This is a genomic window from Agrobacterium cavarae (genome assembly GCF_004310285.1).
In the GTDB taxonomy this organism is placed as follows: domain Bacteria; phylum Pseudomonadota; class Alphaproteobacteria; order Rhizobiales; family Rhizobiaceae; genus Agrobacterium; species Agrobacterium cavarae.
The window spans coordinates 366,354-392,799 of sequence record NZ_SISF01000030.1; the positions used below are offsets into that span (position 1 = coordinate 366,354).

23 protein-coding genes are annotated in these 26,446 nt (G+C 59.4%); 14 read left to right on the forward strand and 9 right to left on the reverse strand.

Features of this window, described 5'->3' with window-relative positions; translation table 11 throughout:
- Positions 1-16: 16 nt before the first annotated feature.
- From EYC79_RS13235 to EYC79_RS13255, 4 genes are all read left to right on the forward strand, one after another.
- The gene (locus EYC79_RS13235) at positions 17-1,552 is read left to right on the forward strand and encodes an ABC transporter substrate-binding protein (protein ID WP_130978287.1); all 1,536 of its coding nucleotides are present in this window, start codon (positions 17-19) and stop codon (positions 1,550-1,552) included.
- A 217-nt stretch (positions 1,553-1,769) separates the two neighbouring features.
- A complete protein-coding gene (locus tag EYC79_RS13245) occupies positions 1,770-2,720 on the forward strand; it encodes an ABC transporter permease (RefSeq protein WP_130978288.1) in 951 nt (316 codons plus the stop codon).
- Positions 2,717-3,538, forward strand: coding sequence for an ABC transporter permease (locus EYC79_RS13250; RefSeq protein ID WP_062423587.1), 822 nt, complete (start codon positions 2,717-2,719; stop codon positions 3,536-3,538). Before EYC79_RS13245 ends, EYC79_RS13250 begins: the two co-directional genes overlap by 4 nt.
- A gap of 54 nt (positions 3,539-3,592) precedes the next feature.
- Positions 3,593-4,990: an amidase gene (locus EYC79_RS13255; protein WP_130978289.1), complete on the forward strand. Its 1,398-nt coding sequence runs from the start codon at positions 3,593-3,595 to the stop codon at positions 4,988-4,990.
- Between the two features lie 132 nt (positions 4,991-5,122).
- On the opposite strand, the gene EYC79_RS13260 is transcribed toward EYC79_RS13255, so the two are convergent.
- The 3 genes from EYC79_RS13260 to EYC79_RS13270 form a co-directional block, all read right to left on the reverse strand.
- Positions 5,123-6,043 (reverse strand): ABC transporter permease, encoded by a 921-nt coding sequence (locus tag EYC79_RS13260; RefSeq protein ID WP_112952856.1) that lies wholly within the window; start codon positions 6,041-6,043, stop codon positions 5,123-5,125.
- Complete coding sequence (locus EYC79_RS13265) at positions 6,036-7,046, reverse strand: ABC transporter permease (protein ID WP_130978290.1); 1,011 nt, start codon at positions 7,044-7,046, stop codon at positions 6,036-6,038. The genes EYC79_RS13260 and EYC79_RS13265 overlap by 8 nt, the downstream gene beginning before the upstream one ends.
- A 138-nt stretch (positions 7,047-7,184) precedes the next feature.
- A complete protein-coding gene (locus EYC79_RS13270) occupies positions 7,185-8,894 on the reverse strand; it encodes a peptide ABC transporter substrate-binding protein (protein WP_130978291.1) in 1,710 nt (569 codons plus the stop codon).
- Positions 8,895-9,198: 304 nt separating this feature from the next.
- Here EYC79_RS13270 and EYC79_RS13275 point away from each other — a divergent pair, with 304 nt between their 5' ends.
- The 10 genes from EYC79_RS13275 (at position 9,199) to EYC79_RS13320 (ending at position 21,551) form a co-directional block, all read left to right on the forward strand.
- Positions 9,199-10,362: a M20 aminoacylase family protein gene (locus EYC79_RS13275; RefSeq protein ID WP_130978292.1), complete on the forward strand. Its 1,164-nt coding sequence runs from the start codon at positions 9,199-9,201 to the stop codon at positions 10,360-10,362.
- A gap of 47 nt (positions 10,363-10,409) precedes the next feature.
- A complete protein-coding gene (locus tag EYC79_RS13280; RefSeq protein WP_130978293.1) occupies positions 10,410-12,260 on the forward strand; it encodes an ABC transporter ATP-binding protein in 1,851 nt (616 codons plus the stop codon).
- Between the two features lie 104 nt (positions 12,261-12,364).
- On the forward strand, positions 12,365-13,318 hold the full coding sequence (locus tag EYC79_RS13285) for a sugar-binding transcriptional regulator (RefSeq protein WP_062423584.1): 954 nt from the start codon (positions 12,365-12,367) through the stop codon (positions 13,316-13,318).
- 141 nt (positions 13,319-13,459) lie between these two features.
- On the forward strand, positions 13,460-14,773 hold the full coding sequence (locus EYC79_RS13290; protein WP_062443612.1) for an ABC transporter substrate-binding protein: 1,314 nt from the start codon (positions 13,460-13,462) through the stop codon (positions 14,771-14,773).
- Positions 14,774-14,893: 120 nt separating this feature from the next.
- A complete protein-coding gene (locus EYC79_RS13295) occupies positions 14,894-15,766 on the forward strand; it encodes a carbohydrate ABC transporter permease (RefSeq protein ID WP_062423582.1) in 873 nt (290 codons plus the stop codon).
- A gap of 11 nt (positions 15,767-15,777) precedes the next feature.
- Positions 15,778-16,602 carry a carbohydrate ABC transporter permease gene (locus EYC79_RS13300; protein WP_062423581.1) on the forward strand — a complete coding sequence of 275 codons (825 nt, stop codon included), beginning with the start codon at positions 15,778-15,780 and terminating at the stop codon, positions 16,600-16,602.
- 11 nt (positions 16,603-16,613) lie between these two features.
- Positions 16,614-17,618, forward strand: coding sequence for an ABC transporter ATP-binding protein (locus EYC79_RS13305; protein ID WP_130978294.1), 1,005 nt, complete (start codon positions 16,614-16,616; stop codon positions 17,616-17,618).
- Between the two features lie 96 nt (positions 17,619-17,714).
- Positions 17,715-19,199, forward strand: a complete 1,485-nt coding sequence (locus tag EYC79_RS13310; protein WP_130978295.1) for a mannitol dehydrogenase family protein — start codon at positions 17,715-17,717, stop codon at positions 19,197-19,199.
- Positions 19,200-19,203: 4 nt separating this feature from the next.
- A complete protein-coding gene (locus EYC79_RS13315) occupies positions 19,204-19,908 on the forward strand; it encodes an HAD family hydrolase (protein ID WP_130978296.1) in 705 nt (234 codons plus the stop codon).
- A 68-nt stretch (positions 19,909-19,976) separates the two neighbouring features.
- The gene (locus tag EYC79_RS13320; RefSeq protein WP_130978297.1) at positions 19,977-21,551 is read left to right on the forward strand and encodes an FGGY-family carbohydrate kinase; all 1,575 of its coding nucleotides are present in this window, start codon (positions 19,977-19,979) and stop codon (positions 21,549-21,551) included.
- Between the two features lie 34 nt (positions 21,552-21,585).
- On the opposite strand, the gene EYC79_RS13325 is transcribed toward EYC79_RS13320, so the two are convergent.
- The 6 genes from EYC79_RS13325 to EYC79_RS13350 all read right to left on the reverse strand — a co-directional run bounded on the left by EYC79_RS13325 (position 21,586) and on the right by EYC79_RS13350 (position 26,445).
- Positions 21,586-21,768 (reverse strand): hypothetical protein, encoded by a 183-nt coding sequence (locus tag EYC79_RS13325; protein ID WP_207773752.1) that lies wholly within the window; start codon positions 21,766-21,768, stop codon positions 21,586-21,588.
- Positions 21,769-21,950: 182 nt separating this feature from the next.
- Positions 21,951-23,048: a pyridoxal-phosphate-dependent aminotransferase family protein gene (locus tag EYC79_RS13330; protein WP_111849782.1), complete on the reverse strand. Its 1,098-nt coding sequence runs from the start codon at positions 23,046-23,048 to the stop codon at positions 21,951-21,953.
- Complete coding sequence (locus tag EYC79_RS13335; protein ID WP_111849783.1) at positions 23,041-23,826, reverse strand: ABC transporter ATP-binding protein; 786 nt, start codon at positions 23,824-23,826, stop codon at positions 23,041-23,043. The genes EYC79_RS13330 and EYC79_RS13335 overlap by 8 nt, the downstream gene beginning before the upstream one ends.
- Positions 23,826-24,632 (reverse strand): ABC transporter ATP-binding protein, encoded by an 807-nt coding sequence (locus EYC79_RS13340; RefSeq protein ID WP_111849785.1) that lies wholly within the window; start codon positions 24,630-24,632, stop codon positions 23,826-23,828. Before EYC79_RS13340 ends, EYC79_RS13335 begins: the two co-directional genes overlap by 1 nt.
- A complete protein-coding gene (locus EYC79_RS13345; RefSeq protein ID WP_111849787.1) occupies positions 24,629-25,459 on the reverse strand; it encodes an ABC transporter permease in 831 nt (276 codons plus the stop codon). Before EYC79_RS13345 ends, EYC79_RS13340 begins: the two co-directional genes overlap by 4 nt.
- Positions 25,456-26,445: an ABC transporter permease gene (locus EYC79_RS13350; RefSeq protein ID WP_111849789.1), complete on the reverse strand. Its 990-nt coding sequence runs from the start codon at positions 26,443-26,445 to the stop codon at positions 25,456-25,458. The genes EYC79_RS13345 and EYC79_RS13350 overlap by 4 nt, the downstream gene beginning before the upstream one ends.
- Between the last annotated feature and the right edge of the window lies 1 nt (position 26,446).

The following is a 26,446-nucleotide window of genomic DNA, read 5'->3' on the forward strand; positions in this document are numbered from 1 at the left end:
CCGACAGGGGATAATGATGCCACGCACTTATTTTTCGCAGGCGGCGAAGCTTTCTCGCCGCACCGCCTTGACCCTTGCCTTGGGCACCGCACTTTGGCTGCCATTCTCGGCTGTCGAGGCTGAGGCCGCACCCAAGACGGCGTTGACACTTGGCATGGCGATCGAGCCGACCGGCCTCGACCCGACGATCGCAGCCCCCGTCGCCATCGGTCAGGTCACGTGGCAGAACATTTTTGAAGGCCTTGTCACCATTGACAGCAAGGGGCAAGTCAAGCCGCAGCTCGCCGAAAGCTGGCAGATCTCTCCGGACGGCAAGACCTATACGTTCAAGCTGCGCAAGGACGTGACCTTCCACGATGGCGAGGCCTTTGATTCCTCGGTTGCGAAATTTTCGCTGGATCGTGCCCGAGGCGAAGGCTCGGTCAATCCGCAAAAGCGCTTCTTTGCTTCCATCGACACCATCGAGACGCCGGACCCTGAAACGCTGGTGCTGAAACTGAAGCAGCCCGCCGGCAGCCTCATCTATTGGCTCGGCTGGCCAGCCTCCGTCATGGTCGCGCCGAAGAGCGCAGAAAACAACCGCACGATGCCGATCGGCACCGGGCCGTTCAAATTTGTCAGCTGGGCAAAGGGTGACAAGGTCGAGCTTGAAAAGAACCCCTCCTATTGGGACAAGAACGTTGCGGTAAAGCTGGAAAAGGCCACTTTCCGCTTCGTCGCCGATGCGCAGGCCCAGGCGGCCGCTTTGAAAGCCGGCGATATCGACGCATTCCCGGAATTTGGCGCGCCCGAGCTCATGTCCTCCTTCGAGGGCGACGCACGTCTTGGTACCTTCATCGGCAACACCGAACTCAAGGTGGTTGCGGGCATGAACAATGCCCGCAAGCCCTTCGACGACAAGCGTGTGCGCGAGGCCCTGATGATGGCCGTGGATCGTCCGACCGTCATCGAAGGCGCGTGGTCCGGTCTCGGCACCGCCATCGGTAGCCACTATACGCCCAACGACCGCGGCTACATCGATACGACCGGTGTGCACCCTTACGATGTCGAGAAAGCCAAGGCGTTGCTGGCCGAAGCCGGTTATCCGAATGGTTTCAGCTTCACCATCAAGGCCCCGCAAATGGCCTATGCGCAACGCACCTCGCAGGTCCTCCAGGCCATGCTGGCTGAAATCGGCGTGACGATGACGATCGAGACGACCGAGTTTCCGGCCAAGTGGGTCGCGGATGTCTTCAAGGGCGGCAATTACGACATGACCATCGTTGCCCATGCCGAGCCGATGGACATCGATATCTATTCCCGTAATCCCTATTACTTCAATTACAAGAACCCGACCTTCAACGAGGTCATCGCCAGTGTCGAGAAGACGGCCGACGCCGGTGAACAGGAAAAGCTCTACGGAGAGGCTCAAAAGATTCTCGCCGAAGACGTGCCGGCGCTCTTTCTCTTCGTGATGCCGAAGCTCGGTGTCTGGGACAAGAAGGTCAAGGGACTTTGGCAGGATGAACCTATACCGTCGAACGTGTTGACGGACGTTCATTGGGAAGAATGAACATCATGGAGCGAGGCGTACCCATAACCCACTTTGTCCCGTCGCACGTCTCCCCCTCAAGGGGGAAGATCGATTGGTGTTCACCCTCTCGCCTTTCGCGGATGGTCGAGGTGCGGCATGGGCATGCCTCTTTCCAATCTCCCCCCTCGAGGGGGAGATGTCCGGCAGGACAGAGCGGTGCGCGCGACTCGCAACGCGTCACCAGTGATTGCAGATCATGACGACCCTGATCCTCAAACGCATCCTTGGTCTGTTCGTCACGCTCCTGGCGGTCTCCTGCCTGATCTTCTTCATCATGGGTCTGCTGCCGGGTGATCCGGCGGCCATCATGCTTGGCACCTCTGCGAGCCCCGATACGCTCGCGGCATTGCAGAAACAGATGGGCCTCGATCAGCCGCTGCCGCTTCGGTATGTCCACTGGCTGATAGGCGTGCTGCATGGCGATCTCGGACAGTCCTATACTTACGGTGTGCCAGTGGCAGGGCTGATCGTCGAGCGACTGGCCGTTACCCTCCCGCTTGCTCTCCTTGCCGTGTGCCTTTCGGTCGCCATCGCCATTCCACTCGGTGTGGCGGCGGCGAGAAACCGCAATGGCGCGCTGGATTTCGCCGCCGGGCTGTTTTCCCATGTGGGCATTGCCGTGCCTGGCTTCTGGGTCGGGTTGCTGCTCATCATTCTCTTCTCCACAACGCTCGGCTGGATGCCGGCTGGCGGTTTTCCCGGCTGGACGCCAAGCCTTTCCGCCGGTCTCATGGCGCTCCTTATGCCAGCCATCGCGCTCGCCGTCTCACAGGCCGGTGTTCTGACCCGCGTCTGCCGCTCTGCGGTGCTGGAGGTCATGAATGAGGATTTCGTTCGCACCGCCCGGGCGAAGGGTTTGAGCGAGCGGGTCGCGCTGTGGCGGCATGCGGTGCCAAATGCGATGATCCCGGTCGTCACCATGATCGGTCTGCAATTCACTTTTCTGATTGCCGGCGCGGTGCTGGTGGAGAATGTCTTCAACCTGCCAGGCCTGGGACGGCTTGCCTATCAGGCGCTGACCCAGCGGGATATCGTCGTCATGCAGTCCGTCGTGCTGTTCTTCTCAGCACTCGTCATCACCATGAATTTCCTGGTCGATATCGCCTATCTCTTCATCGATCCAAGATTGCGGACGGGTGCGCGATGATGCGACTGCTCCGCCGCCGCCCGGCATTCGTCATCGGTATTGCTGTTACGAGCTTTCTGATCGCCGTCGCATTGCTGTCCCTGGTCTGGACGCCACTGTCTCCCACCAAAATGCAGATCGTTCAGAAGCTGAAGTCGCCCTTCGTCTATGGTGGGCTCGGCACGGATCACTTCGGCCGCGATGTACTCTCCATGCTGATGGCGGGCGCGTGGAACTCACTGTCGACGGCGATTGCTGCCGTTGCCATCGGTGCCTTCATCGGCACCGCCATCGGCGTCACGGTCGCAGCCGTCAGAGGGTTTACCGAAACCGTGGTGATGCGCATCTGCGACATCATTTTCGCCGTACCGCCCATCCTGTCAGCGATGATGCTCGGTGCCTTTATCGGCACCGGCCGGTTTACCGCCATCATCGCCATCGCCACCTTCATGATACCGGTCTTTGCCCGGCTGACGCTGGGTGCCGCGCTGCAGATATGGGCGAGAGAATATATTACCGCAGCAACCAGCATCGGTCAGAACCGCGCCAAGATCACGCTTCTTCACGTTGTCCCGAATATCTCCAACCAGATCATCGTGCAGGTGACGATCCAGCTTGGCCTTGCGATCCTCACGGAAGCCGGGCTCTCCTTCCTCGGTCTCGGCATGCCGCCACCCGCCGCCACCTGGGGACGAATGCTCGCCGATGCCCAGACCTATCTCGGCGTCGCCCCCTGGCTTGCCATCATGCCGGGCCTTGCCATCGCGCTTGCCGTCTTCGGCCTCAACCTGCTCGGCGATGGCCTTCGCGATCTCCTAGACCCGCGCGACACGAGCTGATCGCCCGAAGCCGATATCACCCTCATCTCCTGTTATTTTTGACGAGACGATTCCATGACCGATCTCATAGACCTCAACACGCTCGAAATTCTGGCGCTTTACCGCGACAAGACACTGTCCCCACTGGAATATTGGCAGGCAGTGGAGGCACGCATCGAGGCATTCGAGCCGATCGTCAACGCGCTTTACGCCTATGATCCGGAAAGCGCCCGTGCCCAAGCGGAAGCGTCGACGCAGCGCTGGCTCAAGGGAGAAATGCTCGGTCCGCTTGATGGTCTTCCAGTCTCGCTCAAGGAACTCATCGCCACCAAGGGCCAGCCGGTGCCGCTTGGCACAAAGGCGGTCGAACTGGTTCCAGCCGGTGAGGATGCACCTGTGGCGGCGCGCTGCCGCGAAGACGGAGCGATCCTCTATGCCAAGACGACCTGCCCGGATTACGGCATGCTTTCGTCGGGCCTTTCCAGCTTCCATAAGCTCAGCCGCAACCCTTGGGATCCGACACAGAACCCCGGCGGCTCCAGCGCCGGTGCGGCCTCCGCGGGGGCCGCCGGTTACGGTACGCTGCATATCGGCACGGATATCGGCGGCTCCGTGCGTCTTCCCGCCGGATGGACCGGCCTGTTCGGTTTCAAGCCCAGCCAGGGCCGTATTCCGGTCGATCCCTTTTACACGGGTCGCTGCGCCGGGCCGATGGCACGCACCGTCACCGATGCCGCTTATGCGATGGCGACGCTGTCGCGACCGGACTGGCGCGACGGCACATCGCTTCCTCCCAACGAAATCGATTGGCTCGACCTGAACGCCGATGTGAAGGGCCTGAAGATCGGCTTGATGCTGGATGCAGGCTGCGGCCTCCCTCTGGATGACGAGGTACGTGACGCTGTCCTCTCTGCTGCCAAGCTCTTCGAAGCGGCGGGCGCCATCATCGTTCCCGTCGAGCCGGTGCTGACGCGCGACATGTTGGATGGGCTGGATGATTTCTGGCGGGCGAAATTCTGGGGCGACATGGTGGCGCTCAGCGAGGAACGCCGGGACCTGATCCTTCCCTATATTCTGGAATGGGCAAGCAAGGGTGCGGACGTGTCAGGGTCGCGCGCCGTCTTCGGCTTCAACCAGACCATGGAAATGCGCAAGAGCTGCGGCCGGCTGATGCAGAGGGTGGATGCCGTCATCTCGCCGACCAATCCGATCGTATCCTATCCGGCAGACTGGGCCTCTCCCACCAATGACCCGCAACTGCCCTTCGAACACATTGCCTTCACGGTGCCGTGGAACATGTCGGAGCAACCGGCCTCCTCGATCAATTGCGGCTTCTCGAAATCCGGCATGCCGATCGGCCTGCAGATCGTCGGCCCGCGCTTTGAGGATCTCTTTGTCTTGAAGTTGTCCAAGGCCTTCGAGGACTGGAGCGGCGGTGTGAAACAGTGGCCGCAGCCGCCAGCGCGAGGCTGATCACTTTCCTTAGACTCCTTTCGCCGGTAGCAACGCCGACGCTGGTTCCAGGCGTCCGTCATATCATGACGAACCCAGACGGCTCATCATGAGCCGGCTGGGTATTTACAATAGGCGGTGATGTTTCCTGCCTCAGTTCTTCAGCGCTCTCGGGTCCAGAGCATCACGCACGGCGTCCCCGATGTAGTTGACGCTCAGCACAGTCAGCGAAATGGCAAGCCCCGGCCACAGCACGCGTGACGGCGTCAACTGCAGGAAGTTTGCACCATCGAACAGCAACCGCCCCCAGGTCGGAAAATCGGACGGGAAGCCGAGTCCGAGGAAGGAGAGGGCCGACTCCGTGATAATGGCGGAGGCGATCCCGAGCGTTGCCGAAACCATGATCGAGCTCAAGACGTTTGGCAGAATATGTTTGATGATGATGCGGTGTTCGCGCATGCCACTCGATTTCGCCGCCTCGATGAATTCCTGGTTTTTCATTGCCAGAACATCGCCGCGCACGATGCGGGCCGTATGCATCCAACTCGTGATCCCGATCACGAAGACGATGAGGATAAAAATGCCGGTTTCCGGCCCGAAAGCGGCGCGGAGTGTGTCGCGAAACAGCAGCAAAATGACGAGCAGCAGCGGCAGGAGCGGCAGAGCGAGAAACAGGTCGGTCAGCCGCATCAACGGTCCATCCAGCCGCCGGAAATATCCGGACAACACGCCGATCAGCGTGCCGAGAAACAGTGCCAGCAGCATGGCCGTGATGCCGACGGCGAGCGAGATGCGCCCTCCCGCCAGCACCTGCGCCAGCATATCCTTGCCAAGATTATCCGTGCCGAAGGGATGGGCAAGCGAAGGCCACTGGTTGCGCGCCTTCACATTGAGAGCGTTCGGAGCAACGGTGTGGATGTAGGGGCCGACATAGACGGCGAGCAGGATGAAGATGAAGACGACAAGCCCCGCGACGCCACCCTTATGACGGCGGAACTGTTTCCAGATATCGGCAAAGGCGGATAGTGCCGGGTTTTTTGCAGCCGTCGGCTCGGTGATGGTCGCGTCAGTCATAGCGGATCCTCGGGTCGAGAATGCCGTACAGCACGTCGGCGATCAGGTTGAAAAGCACGATCAGCACCGCAAAAATGAAGGTCAGCGTCTGCACCAGCGGAATATCTGCACCTTGGACGGCGGTGATCATCAGTTGTCCCAACCCGTTCACGCGGAATATCTGCTCGGTGATGATAGCGCCGGAAAAGATCGTCGGCACCCCAAGAGCGATGACGGTGACGACGGGGATCAGGCTGTTGCGCAGCACGTGACTGAGCACCACGGTTTTTTCTTTGACGCCTTTGGCCCGCGCCGTGCGCACATAGTCCTGGTGTAGATTGTCCAGCATGGAGGCACGCACGAAGCGGCTGATCTGAGACACGTTATAGAGCGTCAACACCATAACCGGCAGGAACATCTGCTTCACCTGCGCCACAAAGCTTGCCCAGTCGGTGACGCGGAGATTGGTGTCGTAGACGGAAGGAAACCATTGCAGGTTTGAGCTGAAGATGACCACCAGCAGAACGCCGGTGAAGAAGGTCGGAACCGAATAGCCGACCATCGATACGAACGTGCCGATCTGATCGAAAAGCGAATATTGCTTATAGGCGGAGATTACCCCGATCGGGATCGCCAGCAGGGCTCCGAAGAGGTAGGCAAGGCCCACCACCCACAGTGTCTGCGGCATGCGCTGGACGACGAGATCGACCACCGGGCTGCGCGTCGCCCAGGACAGAATGCGGACACGATCGCCGTCGCCAATTTGCCAGCCGGTCAGGGTTTCAATCAGGTTCAGCGGCTCGTTGATGAAGAATTGCTGCAACCACATGAGATAGCGGATGAAGAAGGGCTGATCGAGACCAAGCGAGGCACGAATCTGCGCTCGCACTTCCGGCGGAATGGTCAGCGGCAGATCACCCGTTGGGTCATTGGGCGCGAGATCGAGAAGCGCAAAGATAACGAAGCTGATGACGAGCAGGGTGGGTACGGCGAAGGCAAGCCGTCGGAGTGTAAAGGTAAACATCTGAAACTCTCCAGACGCAGAGCGCGGCATGGCGAAAGTTGGAAGTCTTTACGCCGTGACGCGGCAAATGTGTCTTCAGATCATGGTCCAGGGGCATGCAAAAGGCCGGCCTCTATGAGGAGGCCGGCCATCTGCGTGTTACTTCTTGCGGGACCAGTCCGCGATATTCCAAAGCTCCGAATCCCAGCCGTTGATCTTGACGCCTTCCAGCGTAAGCGAATGCGAGGAGACGTTGCCTCGGTGGATAAGCGGGATATGCGCGCCCTCCTCGGTGAGCATGTCGTTCAGCTGCTTGGAGATTTCTTCGCGCTTGGCAGGCTCCGCCGTCTTGGAGAGAACAGCCAGCAGTTCATCGAATTTCGGGTTGCAATAACGGGGAATATTCTGCCCCTGCCAACCATTTGCCGGAGCGGGAACGTTGTTGCACATCCATTCGGCCAGATATTTTTCCGGGTCGGTGCCGCTGAAATTATTGGTGTACATTTCGACGTCGGCATAGAATTTCTGGAACGTGTCAGGGCTTGCGGGATCGCCGCCGAAGAAGACGGAGGCGCTGATATTGCGCAGCTCCGCGCCAACGCCGATCTGCGACCACATGTCTTTCACAAGTTCCTGAACGGCCTGACGAACAGAGTTGGTGGAGGTCTGGTAGAGGAAGGATAGCTTCACGCCATTCTTGGCGCGGATGCCATCCGCTCCCTTGACCCAACCCGCCTCGTCCAACAGCTTGTTGGCGCCCTCGATATCCTGCTTCAGGCACCAGCTGTCATTCTTGGTGGAGTTGAATGCTTCAGGCGCAGGCACGATGTTGCAGGTCGGTTTGCCCGCCTCTCCGTAACCGGCCTCATCGATAATGTCGCGGTCGATGGCAAGCGAAAGTGCCCGGCGCACGGCAGGGTCGGACAGGGCGGGGTGAGGGCCAGCTTCCTTGGTGGAGCGTTTGTCGCCCAGCGCTGGATCGGGATTGTACCAGTTGAGAACGATACGCTCGACATTGGTACCGAAGGCGGTGACCAGCTTACCCTTTCCGGCGGCAACCATGGTCGCCAGAACTTCCGGCTCGACCTGCATGTTCCAGGCATAATCGAACTCGCCGGTTTCAAGCACGGCGCGCGCAGCCGAGGCCGCATCACCGCCACCCTTCAGCGTCACCGTCGCGAAGGCTGGCTTTGCCGGATCGCGATAATTGGGGTTGGCGACGTAGGTGATCACGTCGTTCGCCTTGAAGTCCTTGACCACGAAGGGTCCCGTACCGATGGGCCCGAAATTGGCGGATGTGCAGCCGGGGGCGGCCGGTCCGACGCAGTTTTCGAACTGCTTTTTCTGGATGACGGGAGATTGCGCACCGATAAAGGCGGAATAGGGATAAGGCTTCGGCTCGGTAAAGGTGATCTTGACCGTGTGCGGGTCGATCGCCTCGACATTTTTCACGCCTTCATACTGTGCCCGCTGCGCACAGCCTCCATCAGGGGCGGTGCAATACTTCCAGGTAAACACCACGTCGTCTGCGGTAAAGGGCGTGCCGTCCGACCATTTGACATCGGTCTTCAGCTTCCAGGTCATGCTCAGCAGGTCTTTGGCGACACCGCCATTTTCGAGCGTGGGGATCTCGGTGACCAGCGTCGGGACCAACTCGCCCTTTTCATTGTAACGCGCCAGGGGCTCGATGATCATGGAGGAACTGTATTCCTCCTTTGTGCCGCCGGACAGATAGGGATTGAGAGTGGATACAGCCTGCCAGAACAGGATTTTCAGTTCGCCGTCACTGCCGCGTTCGGCATGGGCGGCGGAGCCTGCCAAGACGGCCGCCGCCATGGTGCCTGCGTAAAGAACACTGCGCTTTATCATCGTTATTTCCCCTTTTTTCGGATTGATTCCGTTTTCGTTTTTGACCGTCCTACCACGCGAAATATCTGCGGACTGTTATCTAATTATTTGATATTTATGAAGAAAAATTTATTTCTATATTGATGCTATGGTCTGTTTTCCTGAAAAGCAAGACACTTTCTGCGTTCGATGACCAAAAATTGAGCTAGCAAAAGTCAGGCCTATTTTTCGTTCAAATACTGAAATTCGCGCTTGCAAAAGCGAAAGTTCCAATCGCAATATGACGCTCAGCGGCCGGGCAGAAAATAAATAAGGGAACGCAAGAATGCCGATATTGAACCGTGCGGTTGAGATGCAGGATGAAGTCGCGGGTTGGCGGCGATACCTGCACGAACATCCTGAATTGCTCTACGACGTCTTCGAAACATCCGCCTTTGTGGCTGAGAAATTGAGGTCTTTCGGCTGCGATGTGGTTGAAACCGGCATCGGTAAGACGGGCGTGGTGGGCATCATCAAGGGACGGCATGGCGATGGCCCAACCATCGGCTTTCGATCCGATATGGACGCTCTTCCGATCCTCGAAACCAGCGGCAGGCCATGGGCATCGAAGACCCCTGGCAAGGCCCATTCCTGTGGCCATGACGGACACACGGCCATGCTTCTCGGCGCTGCGCAATATCTGGCGGAGACCCGCAATTTCAAGGGTTCGGTCGCGGTCATTTTTCAGCCCGCCGAGGAAGGTGGAGCCGGTGCGCTCGCCATGCTGGATGACGGCATGATGGAGAAGTTCGGCATCTCGCAGGTCTATGGCATGCACAACGAACCCGGCATTCCCGTCGGGCAATTTGCCATCCGTAAAGGCTCGACCATGGCGGCAGCCGACAGCTTCGAAATCGTCATCACAGGCAAGGGCAGCCATGCTGCCGCACCGCATCTGTCCGTCGATCCGGTACTGGCATCAGCGCATGTCGTCATCGCGCTGCAATCCATCGTCTCGCGCGAGACGGATCCTTTGAAATCGCTTGTCGTCACGGTCGCCACGACCCATGGCGGCACGGCCTCCAACGTCATTCCTGGAGCAGTGACGTTGACCGGAACGGTGCGGACCCTGCTGCCTGAAACGCGAGATTTCGCCGAAAAGCGTTTGACCGAAGTGGCGACCACCACGGCTATGGCCTTTGGCGCGACCGCGCAGGTCAAATATGATCGCGGCTATCCGGTGACGTTCAACCACGCTGACGAAACGGAGTTCGCAGCCGCTGTCGCCAAGGGCGTCGCCGGTGCGGCGGCGGTCAACACCAATCCGAACCCGCATATGGGTGCCGAAGATTTCTCCTACATGCTGGAAGCGCGCCCAGGCGCATTCATCTTCATCGGCAATGGCGATACTGCCGGTCTGCATAATGCCGCCTATGATTTCAACGACGACGCATTGCCCTACGGCATCAGCTATTGGGTTTCGATGGCCGAAACCGCGCTGGCTGCGTGACGACATCGCGGCCTGTCCGGCCGCCTTCCGCTTTTTTGGAGATCAGCATGCTTTTGGCCGGAACGTCCATGGAAGAAACCGGCGGGTCTGTGACCCCGGTCCTGTCGGTTCAAAATCTCACCACGTCCTTTCGCGTGGATGGCGGATGGAAATCCGTGGTGCGAAATATGAGTTTCGAGATCGCACCGCGCGAGACGGTGGCAATCGTGGGGGAAAGCGGCTCGGGCAAGAGTGTGACGTCGCTCTCCATCATGCGGCTTCTGGATAAAAAGATGAGCCGCATCGAAGGGGAGGTCATGCTCGGCGGGCGCAATCTTTTGAGCCTGCCGGAAGACGAGATGCGCAAGGTTCGCGGCAAGGAGATCTCGATGATCTTCCAGGAGCCGATGACCAGCCTCAATCCGATCTTTCCGATCGGTAAGCAGATCGCCGAAGCGCTGACCGTGCATCAGAACATCTCCTCATCCGCCGCCAAGGCAGAGGTCATCCGCCTTCTGGAAAAAGTGCGCATTCCCAATGCGACAAGCCGCTTTAATGATTATCCGCATCAGTTTTCGGGCGGCATGCGCCAGCGCGTGATGATTGCCATGGCACTTGCCTCCCGGCCGAAGCTCCTGATTGCCGACGAGCCGACGACGGCACTTGATGTCACGATTCAAGGTCAGATCCTCGACCTCATCAAGCAGTTGCAGGAAGAGGAGGGCATGTCGGTGCTGTTCATCACCCATGATATGGGTGTCGTGGCCGAAGTGGCGGATCGCACCATCGTCATGTTCCGCGGCGATGTGGTCGAGACCGGTACCACGGATGATATCTTCCACCGCGGACAGCACCCCTATACGCGTGCGCTTCTTTCTGCGGTCCCCAAGCTTGGTTCGATGAAGGAGCGCGTGCTTCCCGCCCGTTTCCCGATCATTGATATCAAGACGGGCGAGAGCCAGCCTGCGGTGGAGGTCAAGGACACGGTTTCGGGTGGCAAGACGCCCATCCTCTCGGTCAAGGATCTGACGACCCGCTTCGATATCCACTCTGGTCTTCTCGGTCGCAAATCCGGTGCCGTGCACGCGGTGGAAAAGGTGTCCTTCGATCTCTCCGAGGGAGAAACGCTTTCACTCGTTGGCGAGTCGGGTTGCGGTAAATCCACCACCGGCCGCTCGATCATGCGGCTGATCGAGCCAACCTCCGGCAATGTGATGCTCGATGGCTATGAGGTGATGCAGCTCGACAAGGTCACGTTGCGTGCTATGCGCCGCAGTGTGCAAATGATTTTCCAGGACCCTTTCGCCAGTCTCGACCCGCGCATGAGCGTGGGTGCGGCCATCATGGAACCATTCATCGAGCACCGCCTCGGCAGCAAGCAGCAGGCGCGTGACAAGGCTGCGGATCTGCTGGAGAAAGTGGGCCTTAACCCGGATATGATGCGGCGTTTCCCGCATGAATTTTCCGGCGGCCAGCGTCAGCGCGTCGCCATTGCCCGCTCCTTGATGCTCGACCCCAAGGTGATTGTCGCCGACGAGGCGGTCTCGGCACTCGATGTCTCGATCAAGGCGCAGGTGTGCAACCTTCTCCTCGATCTACAACAGAGCCTCAATCTGGCCTTCCTGTTCATCTCGCACGATATGGCCGTGGTGGAGCGGGTCAGCCATCGTGTGGCGGTGATGTATCTCGGTGAGATTGTCGAGATTGGTCCGCGCGCCGCCGTCTTCGATAATCCTCAGCATCCTTACACGAAGAAGCTGATGTCCGCCGTTCCGGTGCCGGACCCTTCACGACGGCATATTCGGCGCAACATGGCGACCGACGAGATCAAAAGCCCGATCCGCCCTGTCGGTTACGTGCCGCCGCCGCGCCATTACCGCGAGGTTTCCGCCGGGCATCTCGTACAGGAAGCAAGCTGAGGGATCGCCTACGCTGCTCAACAGCCGTCTGCCGTGTCTGATGGTTTGACTTTTTACTGCAAAAAATGCCAGCACTTGGGGAGCAGACAAGTTAGGGCAGAGACATGGCCAGGCGATCCGATAGCGGTGGACGGTTAGACGATGCGGCGCGCGCCGGCTGGCTCTATTATGTGGCCGGTCGCACGCAGGACGAGATTGCCGCTGCCATGGGAATTTCGCGCCAGTCTGCGCAGCGTCTCGTCTCGCTGGCGGTGGCCGAGCGTCTGATCAAGGTGCGGCTCGATCACCCGATTGCCGCCTGTCTGGAGAAGGCCGAGGCGCTGCGCGAACGCTTTTCGCTAAAGCATGTCGAGGTCGTCCCGAGCGATCCGGCAGGAACCTCCTCCACCGTTGGAATTGCCGAGGCGGGTGCGGCGGAAATCGAGCGCTGGTTGCGCCAGCCAGATCCGATTGTGCTCGCTGTCGGAACGGGGCGCACACTGAAAGCGGCGGTCGATCAACTGCCGCCGATGGACTGTCCGCAGCATCGCATCGTCTCACTCACCGGCAATATCGGCCCGGATGGCTCGGCCGCCTATTACAACGTCATCTTCTCCATGGCGGATGCGATCAAGGCTCGCCACTTTCCCATGCCGCTGCCGGTTCTTTGCTCATCGTCTGAAGAGCGCGTCTTGCTGCATGACCAACCCATGGTTCGCTCAACGCTGGCTTTGGGTGCTGCCGCGAATGTGACCTTCGTCGGAGTTGGCGAGTTGGGAGAAAACGCGCCGCTCTGTCTCGATGGGTTCCTCGCCGTTGACGAGATGAAAAAACTGATCGCCGAGGGTGCCGCAGGCGAAATCTGCGGCTGGTTCTTCGATGGGGATGGGCAGATCATGAACAATCCCATCAATGATCGCGTCGCCTCCGTTCCCGTGCCGCCGAGGGAGACTTGCACCGTGGTCGGTATCGCTCAGGGACGAAAGAAATCGCCCGCCATTTTGGCCGCTTTGCGCGGTGGGTTGCTCAACGGCGTCATCACCGATGAGCAATCGGCTGAATATCTGCTCACGCACTGAGCAAAAATATCTCATTTAAATCAGTATATTAGCTCCTTCTTTCGCGCTGCAGCGCAGGAGGATGCTTGACTTTGCGTCGGGATAAGTGAGTAATTGCCCTCGAGCAAAGCGAATGCTCATTTTTCTTCTGGGAGGAAGATCATGACATTGAAGACACTTCTGCTGGGCGCATGCTCGGCTCTCGCCCTTTCCGGCCTCGCGTCTGCAGAAACATTGACCATTGCCACCGTCAACAACGGTGACATGATCCGCATGCAGGGACTGACGAAGGAATTTACCGACAAGAACCCGGACATCCAGATCGAGTGGGTCACACTGGAAGAGAACGTCCTGCGCGAACGCGTCACGACGGATATCGCCACCAATGGCGGCCAGTACGACATCATGACTATCGGCAACTACGAAGTTCCGATCTGGGCCAAGCAAGGCTGGCTGCTGCCGCTGGAAAAGCTCGGCGACAAGTATGATGTCAACGACATGCTGCCATCCATTCGTGGTGGCTTGACGGTTGAAGGCAAGCTTTATGCGGCGCCTTTTTATGGCGAATCTGCCATGATCATGTATCGCAAGGACCTGTTTGAAAAAGCCGGCCTGAAAATGCCTGAAAACCCGACCTGGGAATTCATCGGCGATGCGGCCCGCAAGATCACCGACCGCAAGGCCGACGTCAACGGCATCTGCCTGCGCGGCAAGGCTGGTTGGGGCGAAAACATGGCCTTCATCACCGCGCTCACCAACTCCTTCGGTGGCCGCTGGTTCGATGAAAACTGGAAGCCGCAATTCGATCAGCCCGAGTGGAAGAACTCCCTGCAGTTCTACGTCGATCTGATGAAGGATGCCGGCCCATCGGGCGCTGCTTCCAACGGCTTCAACGAAAACCTGACGCTCTTCCAGCAAGGCAAGTGCGGCATGTGGATCGACGCTACCGTTGCCGCCTCCTTCGTGTCGAACCCGAAGGACTCCAAGGTTGCGGACAAGGTTGGCTACGCGCTCTTCCCGACGCATGGCGAATTGAAGAACCATGGCAACTGGCTGTGGTCCTGGAACCTTGCGATCCCGAAGAGCTCGCAGAAGGCTGAATCGGCAGAGAAGTTCATCGCCTGGGCAACCAGCAAGGACTATTCCGATCTCGTCGCCTCCAAGGAAGGCTGGGCCAACGTTCCTCCGGGCACGCGTACCTCGCTCTACAAGAACGCTGATTACGAGAAGGCGGCACCTTTCGCCAAGACGACGCTTGCAGCCATGAATGCAGCCGACATCACCAAGCCGACGGTCAAGCCTGTGCCTTACACCGGTGGCCAGTTCGTGGCGATCCCCGAGTTCCAGTCGCTCGGTACCACGGTCGGCCAGCTCTTCTCGGCGGTCGTTGCAGGTCAGTCCTCGGTTGATGATGCGCTCGCAGGCGCTCAGTCCACCGCGACGCGCGAAATGACCCGCGCCGGTTACATCAAGTAATCCTCCCGAAGCCTGCCGCCCGGCCATTGCCGGGCGGCGGATCTTCTCGATCGTCTTCATAATCAAAAGAATGCACCGCCTGCGGTATTATTCCCGCGCGCGATACTGGGAGGACAGCGAATGGCAACGCAGAACACCAGGAACCTGGCGCGCGTGATGATGGCGCCATCCGTTTTCCTGCTTCTCATCTGGATGATCGTGCCACTGGCGATGACGCTGTGGTTTTCCTTCCAGAACTACAATCTGCTGAACCCGGCCAATGTCAGTTTTGCCGGCCTGTTCAATTACAAATTCTTCTATACCGATCCGGCATTCTTCCAGTCCATCTGGAACACGCTGGTCATCGTCGGCGGTGTGCTGCTGATCACCATTATCGGCGGCGTTGCGATTGCGCTTCTGCTCGATCAGCCAATCTTCGGCCAGGGCATCGTTCGCATTCTGGTGATCTCGCCCTTTTTCGTCATGCCGCCCGTCGCGGCACTGATCTGGAAGAACATGATCATGCACCCCGGTTACGGTGTGCTTGCGGACCTGAACAGGTTCTTCGGCTTTCAACCTATCGACTGGTTCTCGCGCTTTCCGCTTTTGTCCATCGTCATCATCGTGGCCTGGCAATGGCTTCCCTTTGCGACGCTGATCTTGCTGACTGCCCTTCAGTCTCTCGATGGCGAACAGAGAGAAGCCGCCGAAATGGATGGCGCGAACTTCTTTAACCGCTTCATCTACCTGACGCTGCCGCATCTGGCGCGCGCCATGACGGTGGTCATCCTCATTCAGACCATCTTTCTTCTGGGCGTCTATGCGGAAATTCTCGTCACCACCAATGGCGGACCCGGCTATGCCTCTACCAACCTGCCGTTCCTGATCTACCGGACCGCGCTGCTTGGTTATGACGTGGGTGGTGCTTCGGCCGGCGGTATCATCGCCATCGTACTCGCCAACATCGTCGCCATCTTCCTGATGCGCGCGGTCGGCAAGAACCTCGATCGTTAAGGAGACGTCCCATGGCTCGTAAAGTCTCTACCCGTTCGAAGATCGGCTTTACCATCGCGGCATGGGTGGTTGCGCTCATTCTGTTCTTCCCGATCCTCTATGCCTTCCTCACCTCCATCAAGACGGAGCCGGAAGCGATTGCAGGCTTCAGCCTCTGGCCGTCGGGGACGCTGGAAAACTATGTGACGGTGAACACGCAGCGCGACTACTTCAAGCCTTTCATGAACTCGGTCGTTCTATCGGTCGGCTCCACGATCCTGGCACTGCTCATCGCCATTCCGGCAGCCTGGGCCATGGCCTTTTCGCCGACGAAGCGCACGAAAGACATCCTGATGTGGATGCTCTCCACCAAGATGATGCCGGCCGTTGCCGTGCTGGTGCCGTTCTATCTGATGTTCCGCAATGCCGGCCTTCTCGACACCCGCTTTGGCCTGACGCTGATGCTGACCATGATCAATCTGCCGATCGTGGTGTGGATGCTCTACACCTACTTCCGTGAAATTCCGGGCGAAATCCTGGAAGCTGCCCGGATGGATGGCGCGTCGCTGTGGAACGAGATCGTCTATGTGCTGACACCGATGGCTGTCCCCGGCATTGCCTCGACACTGCTCCTCAACATCATTCTGGCCTGGAACGAGTCGTTCTGGACCATTCGCCTGACGACCACAAACGCGGCACCGCTAACGGCGTTCATCGCCTCCTTCTCGTCGCCGCAGGGCCTGTTCTGGGCAAAGCTATCGGCTGCCTCGATGATGGCGATCGCGCCAATCCTGGTGCTCGGCTGGTTCAGCCAGAAACAACTCGTGCGCGGCCTGACCTTCGGCGCTGTGAAATAAGGATCATAACAATGGGCAGCATTTCGCTTAAAAATGTTTCGAAGGTCTTTGGCGAAGCCAAGGTCATCCCATCCATCGATCTCGACATTCAGAACGGTGAGTTCGTCGTCTTCGTTGGCCCATCCGGCTGTGGCAAGTCCACGCTGTTGCGTCTGATTGCCGGGCTTGAGGATGTCAGCGGCGGCCAGATCATCATCGATGGCAAGGACGTGACCGAAAAGGCACCGGCCGAGCGCGGCCTTGCCATGGTGTTCCAGTCCTACGCGCTTTATCCGCATATGAGCGTGCGCAACAATATCGGCTTCCCGCTGAAGATGGCGAAGATGGAAAAATCCGCCATCGACAAGAAGGTGAATGACGCCGCAGCCATCCTCAACCTGACCGATTATCTCGATCGCCGTCCCTCGCAGCTCTCCGGCGGTCAGCGCCAGCGTGTTGCCATCGGTCGCGCCATTGTCCGCGAGCCCTCCGCGTTCCTCTTCGACGAACCGCTGTCGAACCTCGATGCGGCACTGCGTGGCACGATGCGGTTGGAGATCTCCGAGCTGCACAACACGCTGAAGACGACGATGATCTATGTGACCCACGACCAGGTGGAAGCCATGACCATGGCCGACAAGATCGTGGTTCTCAACCGCGGCAATATCGAGCAGGTCGGCTCGCCGCTCGATCTCTATCGCAGCCCGGCCAATCTCTTCGTCGCCGGCTTCATCGGCTCTCCGCGCATGAACCTTGTCAAGGGTGCCTATGCCTTTGGCAAGTCAGCCGAGACGGTCGGGATCCGGCCTGAACATCTGCTGCTGTCGAAGGACAGCGGCTTGTGGAAGGGCAAGGTCAACGTGGCCGAGCATCTTGGTTCGGATACCTTCCTCCACATCGACGTCGAGGATATCGGCATGATCACCGCGCGCGCCGGCGGCGAGTTCGCCTGCCAGCACGGCGATATCGTCTTCATCACGCCGGATGAAACCAAGGTCCACAGGTTCGACACCAAGGGTCTGGCAATCCGGGCGTAGTGCCTGGATGTCGCCATTCGGCGAAAGCCATCACGACATGAACCTTGAGCGCGTTTTGCGCGCCGGTTCGATTGCGACTTATTCGAGGATTGTCTCATGACCTGCAAACTCTCGCTTGCAACGCTTGATCAGGCAAAGGCCACCGCCCAGGTTCCCTCCTATATGAGGAGCGACCTTTCGGCCGGCATCGTTCACTTCGGCGTCGGCAACTTTCACCGTGCGCATCAGGCGATCTATCTCGACGATCTCTTCAATACCGGTGCCGATCATGATTTTGCGATCATCGGGGCTGGCGTGCTGCCGTCGGATGCCGTCATGCGCGAAAAACTCGCCGACCAGGATTTCCTGACGACCGTCGTCGAGCAGGACAATAATCGCACAGGTGCCCGCGTTACCGGACCGATGATCGACATCTTGCCGGTCGGCGACGCCAAAGCGATTATCGAGGCCCTCGCCGATCCGAAGATCCGCATCGTCTCGATGACCATCACCGAGGGCGGCTACTTCATCGATGCGTCCGGCGCGTTCAATCCGCAGCATCCAGCCATTGCCGAGGACGGTAAGAGCCCGGCAGCGCCGAAGACGGTGTTCGGCCTCATCGTTGCGGGGCTTCGAGCACGCCGCGACAGAGGCATCCCGGCCTTCACGGTCATGTCCTGCGACAACATCCCTCACAACGGCAAGGTCACGAAGAATGCCGTCGTCGGCCTCGCAGCCCTGTCCGATCCAGCCTTCGCCACCTGGATCGGTGAGAATGTGTCCTTCCCCAATTCCATGGTGGACCGCATCACGCCAGCCACCGGCGATCGCGAGCGCTCCATTGCCCGCGACGACTTTGGCATCGAGGACAACTGGCCGGTCTTCTGCGAAGAGTTCAAGCAATGGGTCATGGAAGACAATTTCCCCGCCGGTCGCCCGGCGCTGGAGAAAGTCGGCGTTCAGTTCGTGTCCGATGTCGCACCTTATGAACACATGAAGATCCGCATCCTGAACGGCGGCCATGCTGCGATTGCCTATCCCGCAGCACTTCTCGATGTTCACTTCGTCCATGAGGCGATGGAGCATCCGTTGATCCGCGCCTTCCTCGCGAAGCTGGAAAAGGAAGAGATCATCCCGATCATTCCGCCGGTGCCGGACACCAATCTCAACGAATATTTCGAGCTGATCGAGCGCCGTTTCCTCAACCCGAAGATTGGCGACACCATTCCGCGCCTGGCGCAAGACGGCTCCAACCGCCAACCGAAATTCATCCTGCCTTCGACTTCGGATCGTCTCGCCCAAGGCCTCGATATTGTCGGTCTGTCGCTCGTGTCGGCATTGTGGTGCCGCTACTTCTACGGCACCTCGGACAGCGGCAAGCAGATCGTCTTCAATGATGCGAGTGCCGAGCGCCTACAGGCGGCAGCGATCAAGGCAAAGGACGACCCGATGGCGTTCCTTGCACTGAGCGACATTTTCGGCGACGTTGCCGACTCCGACCTCTTCCGCAAGCGCTTTGCCCATGCTCTAAAGACATTGTGGCATCAGGGAACGGCAAAGACGCTGCAGCTCTATCTGGACGATAAACTCATCGAAAGCTGACATCATGCCAACCGGAACCGGCCCCTTGGTGATCTTCGACTGCGATGGCGTTCTCGTCGATAGTGAGCCGGTTTCAGTTGCCGTGCTGATCGACATGCTGGCGCATCTGGGTGTTCAGATGACCGAGGAAGAGGCCTATCAACGGTTTCTCGGCCGCAGCCTCGCCAACATGACTGCAACGCTTTGGGAAGAATACGGTATCGAGACCGATATCGACTTCCTCGAACATATGAGAAGCGCGCTTTTCGAACGCTTTCGCCTCGAATTAAAGGCCATTGAAGGCATTGCCGAAACGTTGGACCGGCTCGACGTGCCTCGCTGCGTGGCCTCGTCCAGTCAGCCGGAACGCATCCGCTACTCATTGGGCCTGACGGGACTCATCGAAAAATTCGAGCCGCATATTTTCAGCGCGACCATGGTGAAGAACGGCAAGCCGGCACCCGATCTCTTCCTGCATGCCGCGCACGAAATGGGCGCGGAGCCCGCCAATTGCATCGTCATTGAAGACAGTCCGGCCGGTATTGTGGCAGCTAAGGCTGCTGGCATGTGCGTTTTTGCTTTTACAGGAGGCTCTCACGCACGCTTCCCCGCATTTCGCCAACAGATCGAAGCGCTTGAGCCCGATCTCGTGTTTGACGCGATGCCGGATTTGGTCCACCTTGTGCGCGACCGAAAGGGCCGCCAAGGCTCAAGAGCAGAGGCTGGTTGACGTGCAGGTGAAGACACGGAACGGTTCTCTCCCGGTTTTCGGCAAAACAGGGATGGGAAACTAGCTTCATGCGCCAATATCTCGTTGCGGTCGATGTCGGAACAGGCAGCGCGCGCGCCGGGGTGTTCGATCGTCATGGTGCAATGCTGTCTCGCGCCACTCATCCCATCCTGATGCAAAGGCCGAGGGAAAACCACGCCGAGCACGATTCCGAGAACATATGGAAGGCGGTCTGCCTTTCGGTGCGGTCTGCCATGGCGGACGCGGCGATCGATCCGGCGCGTGTGGCTGCTATCGGGTTTGATGCCACATGTTCGCTGGTTGCGCGCGGCAAGTCTGGCGAGCAGGTGTCGGTCTCGACCACCGGCGAAGACCGGTTCGACACGGTGGTTTGGCTTGATCATCGCGCCATCAACGAGGCGGATTTTCTCACCGCGTCGCATCATCCGGTTCTGGATTTCGCCGGCGGATCGATATCTCCCGAAATGCAGATACCGAAGCTGATGTGGCTGAAGAAACATCTGCCTCAAAGCTGGTCGAGAGCCGCTTATTTCTTCGACCTTGCCGACTTCCTCACATGGAAGGCAAGCGGCAGTGCTGCGCGCTCCAACTGCACATTGACGGCAAAATGGAATTTTCTGGCGCATGAACAGCAAGGCTGGCGCAACGACTATCTTGAACTTGCCGGGATCGGCGATCTGAAAGAACGCGCCGCGCTTCCTGCAAGCACCGTAGCGCCAGGTCAAGCCGTTGGTACCCTCTCGGCCAAGGCTGCCGATGAATTGGGGCTTGATACGCAGTGCCGGGTCGCGACCGGCATGATCGATGCCTATGCGGGCGCGCTTGGTGCGCTTGGCGGAAGCCTCGACAACCATGTGGAAAAAAACGTTGCGCTTATCGCTGGCACATCCAGTTGCCTTGTGGCGCTGACGCCCAATCGCATTCATGGTCGCAGCCTGTGGGGACCCTACTGGCAAGCTGTTTTGCCGGATCACTGGCTGGTCGAGGGCGGACAATCGGCAACGGGTGCGCTGCTCGACCATATCGTGCGCATGCATGCCGCGGGGGGAGAGCCGGATGCGGCACTTCACCGTCGCATCGTCGACCGCGTCATGGTGTTGCGGGCAGGGGAGGGAGAGGGATTTGCCAGCCGTCTGCATGTCCTACCGGATTTTCATGGCAACAGATCGCCGCTTGCCGATCCGCATGCCAGAGGTGTGATCAGTGGCCTGACACTCGATACCTCGTTCGACAGCCTCTGTGCACTGTACTGGCGCACGGCTGTGTCGATCGCGCTCAGCACGCGCCACGTTCTGGATGCGATGGAAGGGTTCGGATATCGCACCACCACGCTTCACGTCGCGGGTGGGCACATCCACAATCCGCTGCTGATGGAACTCTATGCCGACGCGACAGGCAAACGGGTCGTGGTGCCACAGACCAGCGATGCTGTTCTTCTCGGAACGGCCATGACCGCTGCTGCAGCGGGCGGCGTCTATGACAGCCTGGCGAAGGCGGGTGCTGCCATGTATCCCGGCTGTGAGGAGCGCCAGCCGGATCGATCACGCGCATCCGTCTATGAGCGCGATTACAATAAATTCCTCGCAATGTATCGACATCGCGAGGAACTGGATCGCCTTTGAGGGACGTGAGACTGCGCGGTTTTGGACGCGTCCCTCAGATCACCGGATAGAGCGACCAGAAGAACAGATCATGTTCCTGATCGCGATCGCGCTGCTCGGACTCGTCGCGCGTGACCTGGTCCTTTTTCGATCCGCTCTCACGCTTGAGCTTTTCTTCCTGTGCCCGACGGCCAAGGCCGAAGAGATCGAAGGAAAGCATGTTGAAACCAGCAACCATTTTCATTCCTCCTGTCACCAAACTTAACAATGTGTAAAGTTTCGCGCTTTGCCACGATTTCGTCAAGATTGCGGGAGGGATTCCTGTGTCACTGCTGTGGACGGGAGGGAAAGATCCTTCCAATAGCAGCGTTTCAGTGAGAGCATTTTTTCACGGGTCTGAAAGGCGGTTCAATCATCGCCTCACAAAGAATAGATGGCATCCAGCGCCTTAAAGGCTTTTTCGACCGGTCTTGAGTGGCCCTGGAATTGCAGGGCGTGGGCGAAGGCTTTGATGTTGGCACGCACCGCCTCCTTGCTGGCACGCTGGCCGGTATGGTTGAGGCGGACCAGTCGATCTGAGCCCGGTCCGACCGCTGCGCCAATATCTGCCCCATTTAGCCTCGCGGCCTGGAGAAAATTGCTATGGTCGATGTTCGCCGGAAGCTTGACGGCCGTCACCAGTGCCGAAGCCTGAGTGTCGTCGACCCAAAGCTCGGCACCCAGCGCGCGCAAAGCGTCGCGCGTCGCTTTCGCCGCCAGACGATGACGCGCTTCAACCGCGTCGATGCCTTCGGCTTCCAGACGGTCAAGTGCCGCTTCAAGCGCGAAGAATTCGAGCGGCGCAGGCGTACCGGGCAAAGCACCTCTACCGGCGTCGAGCCATTGCTCTTTCTGGTCGAGGAGGGAGAGTATCGAGTTGCGCGGGGCGCTCTCATGCTGGAGCAGCGCCCAGGCGCGGTCGCTGACCGAGATTGCCGAGACGCCCGCCGGCCCTGCAAGCGATTTTTGCGGACCGATCACGACGATATCGATGCCGTCTGCATCCACATTCAAAGCATGGCCGCCAATCGATGCGACCGCATCCACGATGGTAAGCACCCTTCTTTCTCTTGCAAGCCGAATGATGTCTTCCAATGGATTGAGAATGCCGGTGGCGGATTCGGCATGGACCAGTGACAGCACAGAGATATCGGGATGGTCGTCCAGTTGCTGTCGCACAGCCTCTATCGCGACCGGTCGTCCTGGCTCCGCCACGAGATTGATGACATCGCTGCCCCCGCGCTTCAGCCAGTCACCGAACCATGCACCATAGGGGCTGGTCACGATATTCAGCGCTTTCAGGCCAGGTCGTGCGAGGCTGGTGGCGACGGCTTCCAGCGCCAAGACCGCCTCGGCCTGAATGAGAAGCACATCGTTACGTGTCTTCATCAGGGCCGCCAATCGGTCTGCAAGCTTTGCGTAACGCTCCGAAGGAAAGGCGGGCACGTCGAGCAGATGGCTCCAGTTGCGATCAGGCATGGCTTTGGTCCTTACGAAGTGTTGGAACGGCGGCGATCAGTCGTTTTGCTGTATCCGACTGTGGGTTCGAGATCACGCTGTCCGTCTCTCCCTGTTCGACGACACGCCCCATCTCCATGATGGCAACGCGATGGCAGACGGCGCGAATGACCGCCAGATCATGCGAGACGAACAGACAGGAAAGGCCGGTCTCGCTTTGAAGGGATACCAGCAATTCGAGGATCTGGGCGCGGACGGAAACGTCGAGCGCGGAAACGGCCTCATCCATCACCAACAGGGACGGGCGGCAGGCGATGGCCCGGGCGATTGCGACGCGCTGTCGCTGGCCGCCCGACAGTTGGAGAACAGGACGTGCAGCGTAGTCCGCGCCAAGCCCGACCCGCTCCAGCAGGCGGGCGATCTCGGCTTGCCGATCGCGGGGCGCGACGATCCTGTGGATTCGCAACGGTTCACCGATCGCATCTGCCACCGTGGCGCGCGGATTGAACGCGCCATAGGTATCCTGAAACACCATCTGCACATGGCGACGGGCGGCTCTCAGGTCCTGACCCGAAAGGGCCAGCCAGTTCCGGCCCTGAAAGCGCACCTCGCCGCCATCTGCGGGCGATAGCCGCATGATAATGCGCGCCAGCGTCGATTTCCCGCACCCCGACGGGCCTGCCAGCCCAAGCGTTTCGCCGCGCGCCAGCGTAAAGGAAACATCGTCGAGCGCCTGCACTGTCCGCCCCTGCGATTGGTATCGCTTGGAAAGGTGGTTGACGGAGAAAAAGGGCTCCATCAACTGACCCTCCGGATCAACGGTGGAGTGGTGAGATCAAGGTGCGAAGAAAAGAGACGTTTGGTGTCGTCGCTTGCTGGATTCAAAAGCACATCCTGCGCCTTGCCGGACTCCACCAGTCGGCCTGATTGGAACACCGCGATCTCGTCCGCAAGGCTGGAGGCCAGCGCGATATCGTGGGTAATGAAAATCAGCGTCATGCCATTGGCGCTGACAAGGCGGTCGAGAAGCCGGGCGATCGCCGCTTGCGTGATTGTGTCGAGCGCGCTGGTGGCCTCATCGGCAATCAGGATTTTGGGCGCTGCGGAGATGGCGGCCGCAATCGCCACACGTTGCCGCTGCCCGCCGGAGATTTGATGCGGATAGGCCGACAGCAAGGCATCGGGGTTCGGCAATTGTACCTCTATCAGCAAATCCCGGGCGTGAGTCCGCGCCTGTTTTCGGGTAAGGCGAAGATGACGAATGGCGGCCTCCGCCACCTGTTCGCCAATCGTCAGTACCGGGTTGAGGCTGGCGCTCGGGTCTTGAAACACATAGGCGATATCGCGGCCTGGCGTTGGAAATCGTGTTTGGTGGCTCTTGTCCGGATGTCCATTCCAGACGATCCGACCGTCGGTCTTCGCCCCGTGCGGCAACAAGCCGGCGATGCAGCGTGCCAGCGTGCTTTTGCCCGACCCGCTTTCGCCGATGATTGCCAGGCGCTGTCTTTCCTGAAGCTGAAGCGATACGTTGCGCAAGGAAGGTTGCGCGGCGCCGTGGTAGGTGACGCTGAGCCCTTCGATTTTCAGAAGCGGGGCAAGGCTCATCGCACAGCCTCTTGACCGGCGAGCGTCTTGTTGATGCCCTCACCCAGCAGATAGACCCCGAGGACCGTAGCGAGCAGAGCCATGCCGGGGATAATGGAGAGGTAAGCCGCTGAGCGAAGTACGTTTCTCCCTTCGGCAATCATCCCACCCCAGGTCACGATGTTCGGGTCTCCAAGGCCGAGAAAGGAGAGGGCGGCTTCGGTCAGGATCGCCGCAGCGACGATGATGGCGGCGAGCGCCATAACCGGCGGCAAGGCGTTGGGGAGAATTTGGCGGAAGGCAATTTCCATCGGGTGCATGCCGATGGTGCGGGCGGAGGCCACATAGTCGCGCTCACGGATCGACAGCACCTGCGCGCGCGTCAATCGCGCCGGGTCGGCCCAGGCGCCGAGCGCGATGGCAATGACCACGATGGGCAGCGATGGACCGATGGTGCTGACAAAGGCAAGTGCCAGAAGGAAGCTCGGCACGATCTGGAAGGCATCGGTGATCCGCATCAGCGCCTCATCGATGATACCACCAGCGAAGCCCGCAAGCGTTCCCATGACGGTGCCGATCAGAAGGGCTGCGGCGGCAGCGCAGAGACCGACGAGCAGCGAACTGCGCGCAGCGTGGAACAGGCAGGCCATCACATCGCGTCCAAGCGTATCGGTTCCGAGCGGCAGGGCGCGCTCGGTGAATGGCGGAATGAGTGGCGCTGCGACGATGGAAAGCGGATCGTTGGGAAAGACAAAAGGCGCCGAAAGGCCAGCGATCGCCACGACGAGAAGGATTGCGAGACCGACGAGGCCTTCGCGACTACGGAACACTCGGCCAAGAACCGTCACGCCGTTTCCTCCCCGGCGCCGATACGTGGATCGAGAAGCGAGTAGACCAAGTCGACGATCAGATTGACGAGGATGACGAAAACGGCGCTGACGAGGATGATTCCCATCAGCAGGGGTGTATCCCGGCCTGCAACTGCCTCTTGCGCCAGCCTCCCGAAGCCCGGAATAGCAAAGACGCTCTCGATCACAACGGAGCCGCCCAGCATCATGGCGGATTGAAGGCCAAGCACGGTGAGAAGGGGAAGGGCGGCATTACGGGCAACATGGCGCAGCACCACCCGCGCACGCGACAGTCCTTTCGATTGGGCGAAAGTGACGAACTCCATCCGCCAGATTTCGCCCATGGCGCTGCGCATCACGCGCAGGAAAAGAGCGAGATAGATCAGGCCAAGGCTCGCAACGGGAAGAACGAGATGCCGCGCAATGTCGAGGGCGCGTGCGAAACCTTGCTTACCGGAAGCGATGGTTTCCAGACCGGACGTGGGGAGCCAGCGAAGCTTTACCGCGAAGACGAGCACGAGGACGAGGCCGAGCCAGAACCCCGGAACGGCATACAGTGCCAGCGACAGTGACGACAGCGCCCGGTCCAGCAGGCTTCCAGGCTTTGCTCCAGCGACAATCCCCAGAGCAGTGCCGAGAATGAAGGACAGGAGCGTCGCGCTCCCCATTAAAAGCAGCGTGTTGGGCAAACGCTCCATAATCAGCGACAGCACAGGGCGGTCGAAGGCGACTGACCAGCCGAGATCGAGTTTCAGGACGGAGGTGGCGTAAAGCCACAGCCGCCATAGCGCCGAGTGATCCAGCCCATATTGCGCCCGCAGGCTGTCTCGCAGGCTGGCATCTCCGCCACCGATCGACACCAGATAGGCGTCGACTGCGTCGCCCGACGCATTTTCCAGCAGCAGGAAGGTGAAGAGAAGCACGATGATCAGCACCGGAATGGCGCTGATCAGCCTACGACGCAGAATGCGGCCTGCGCCTCCCACC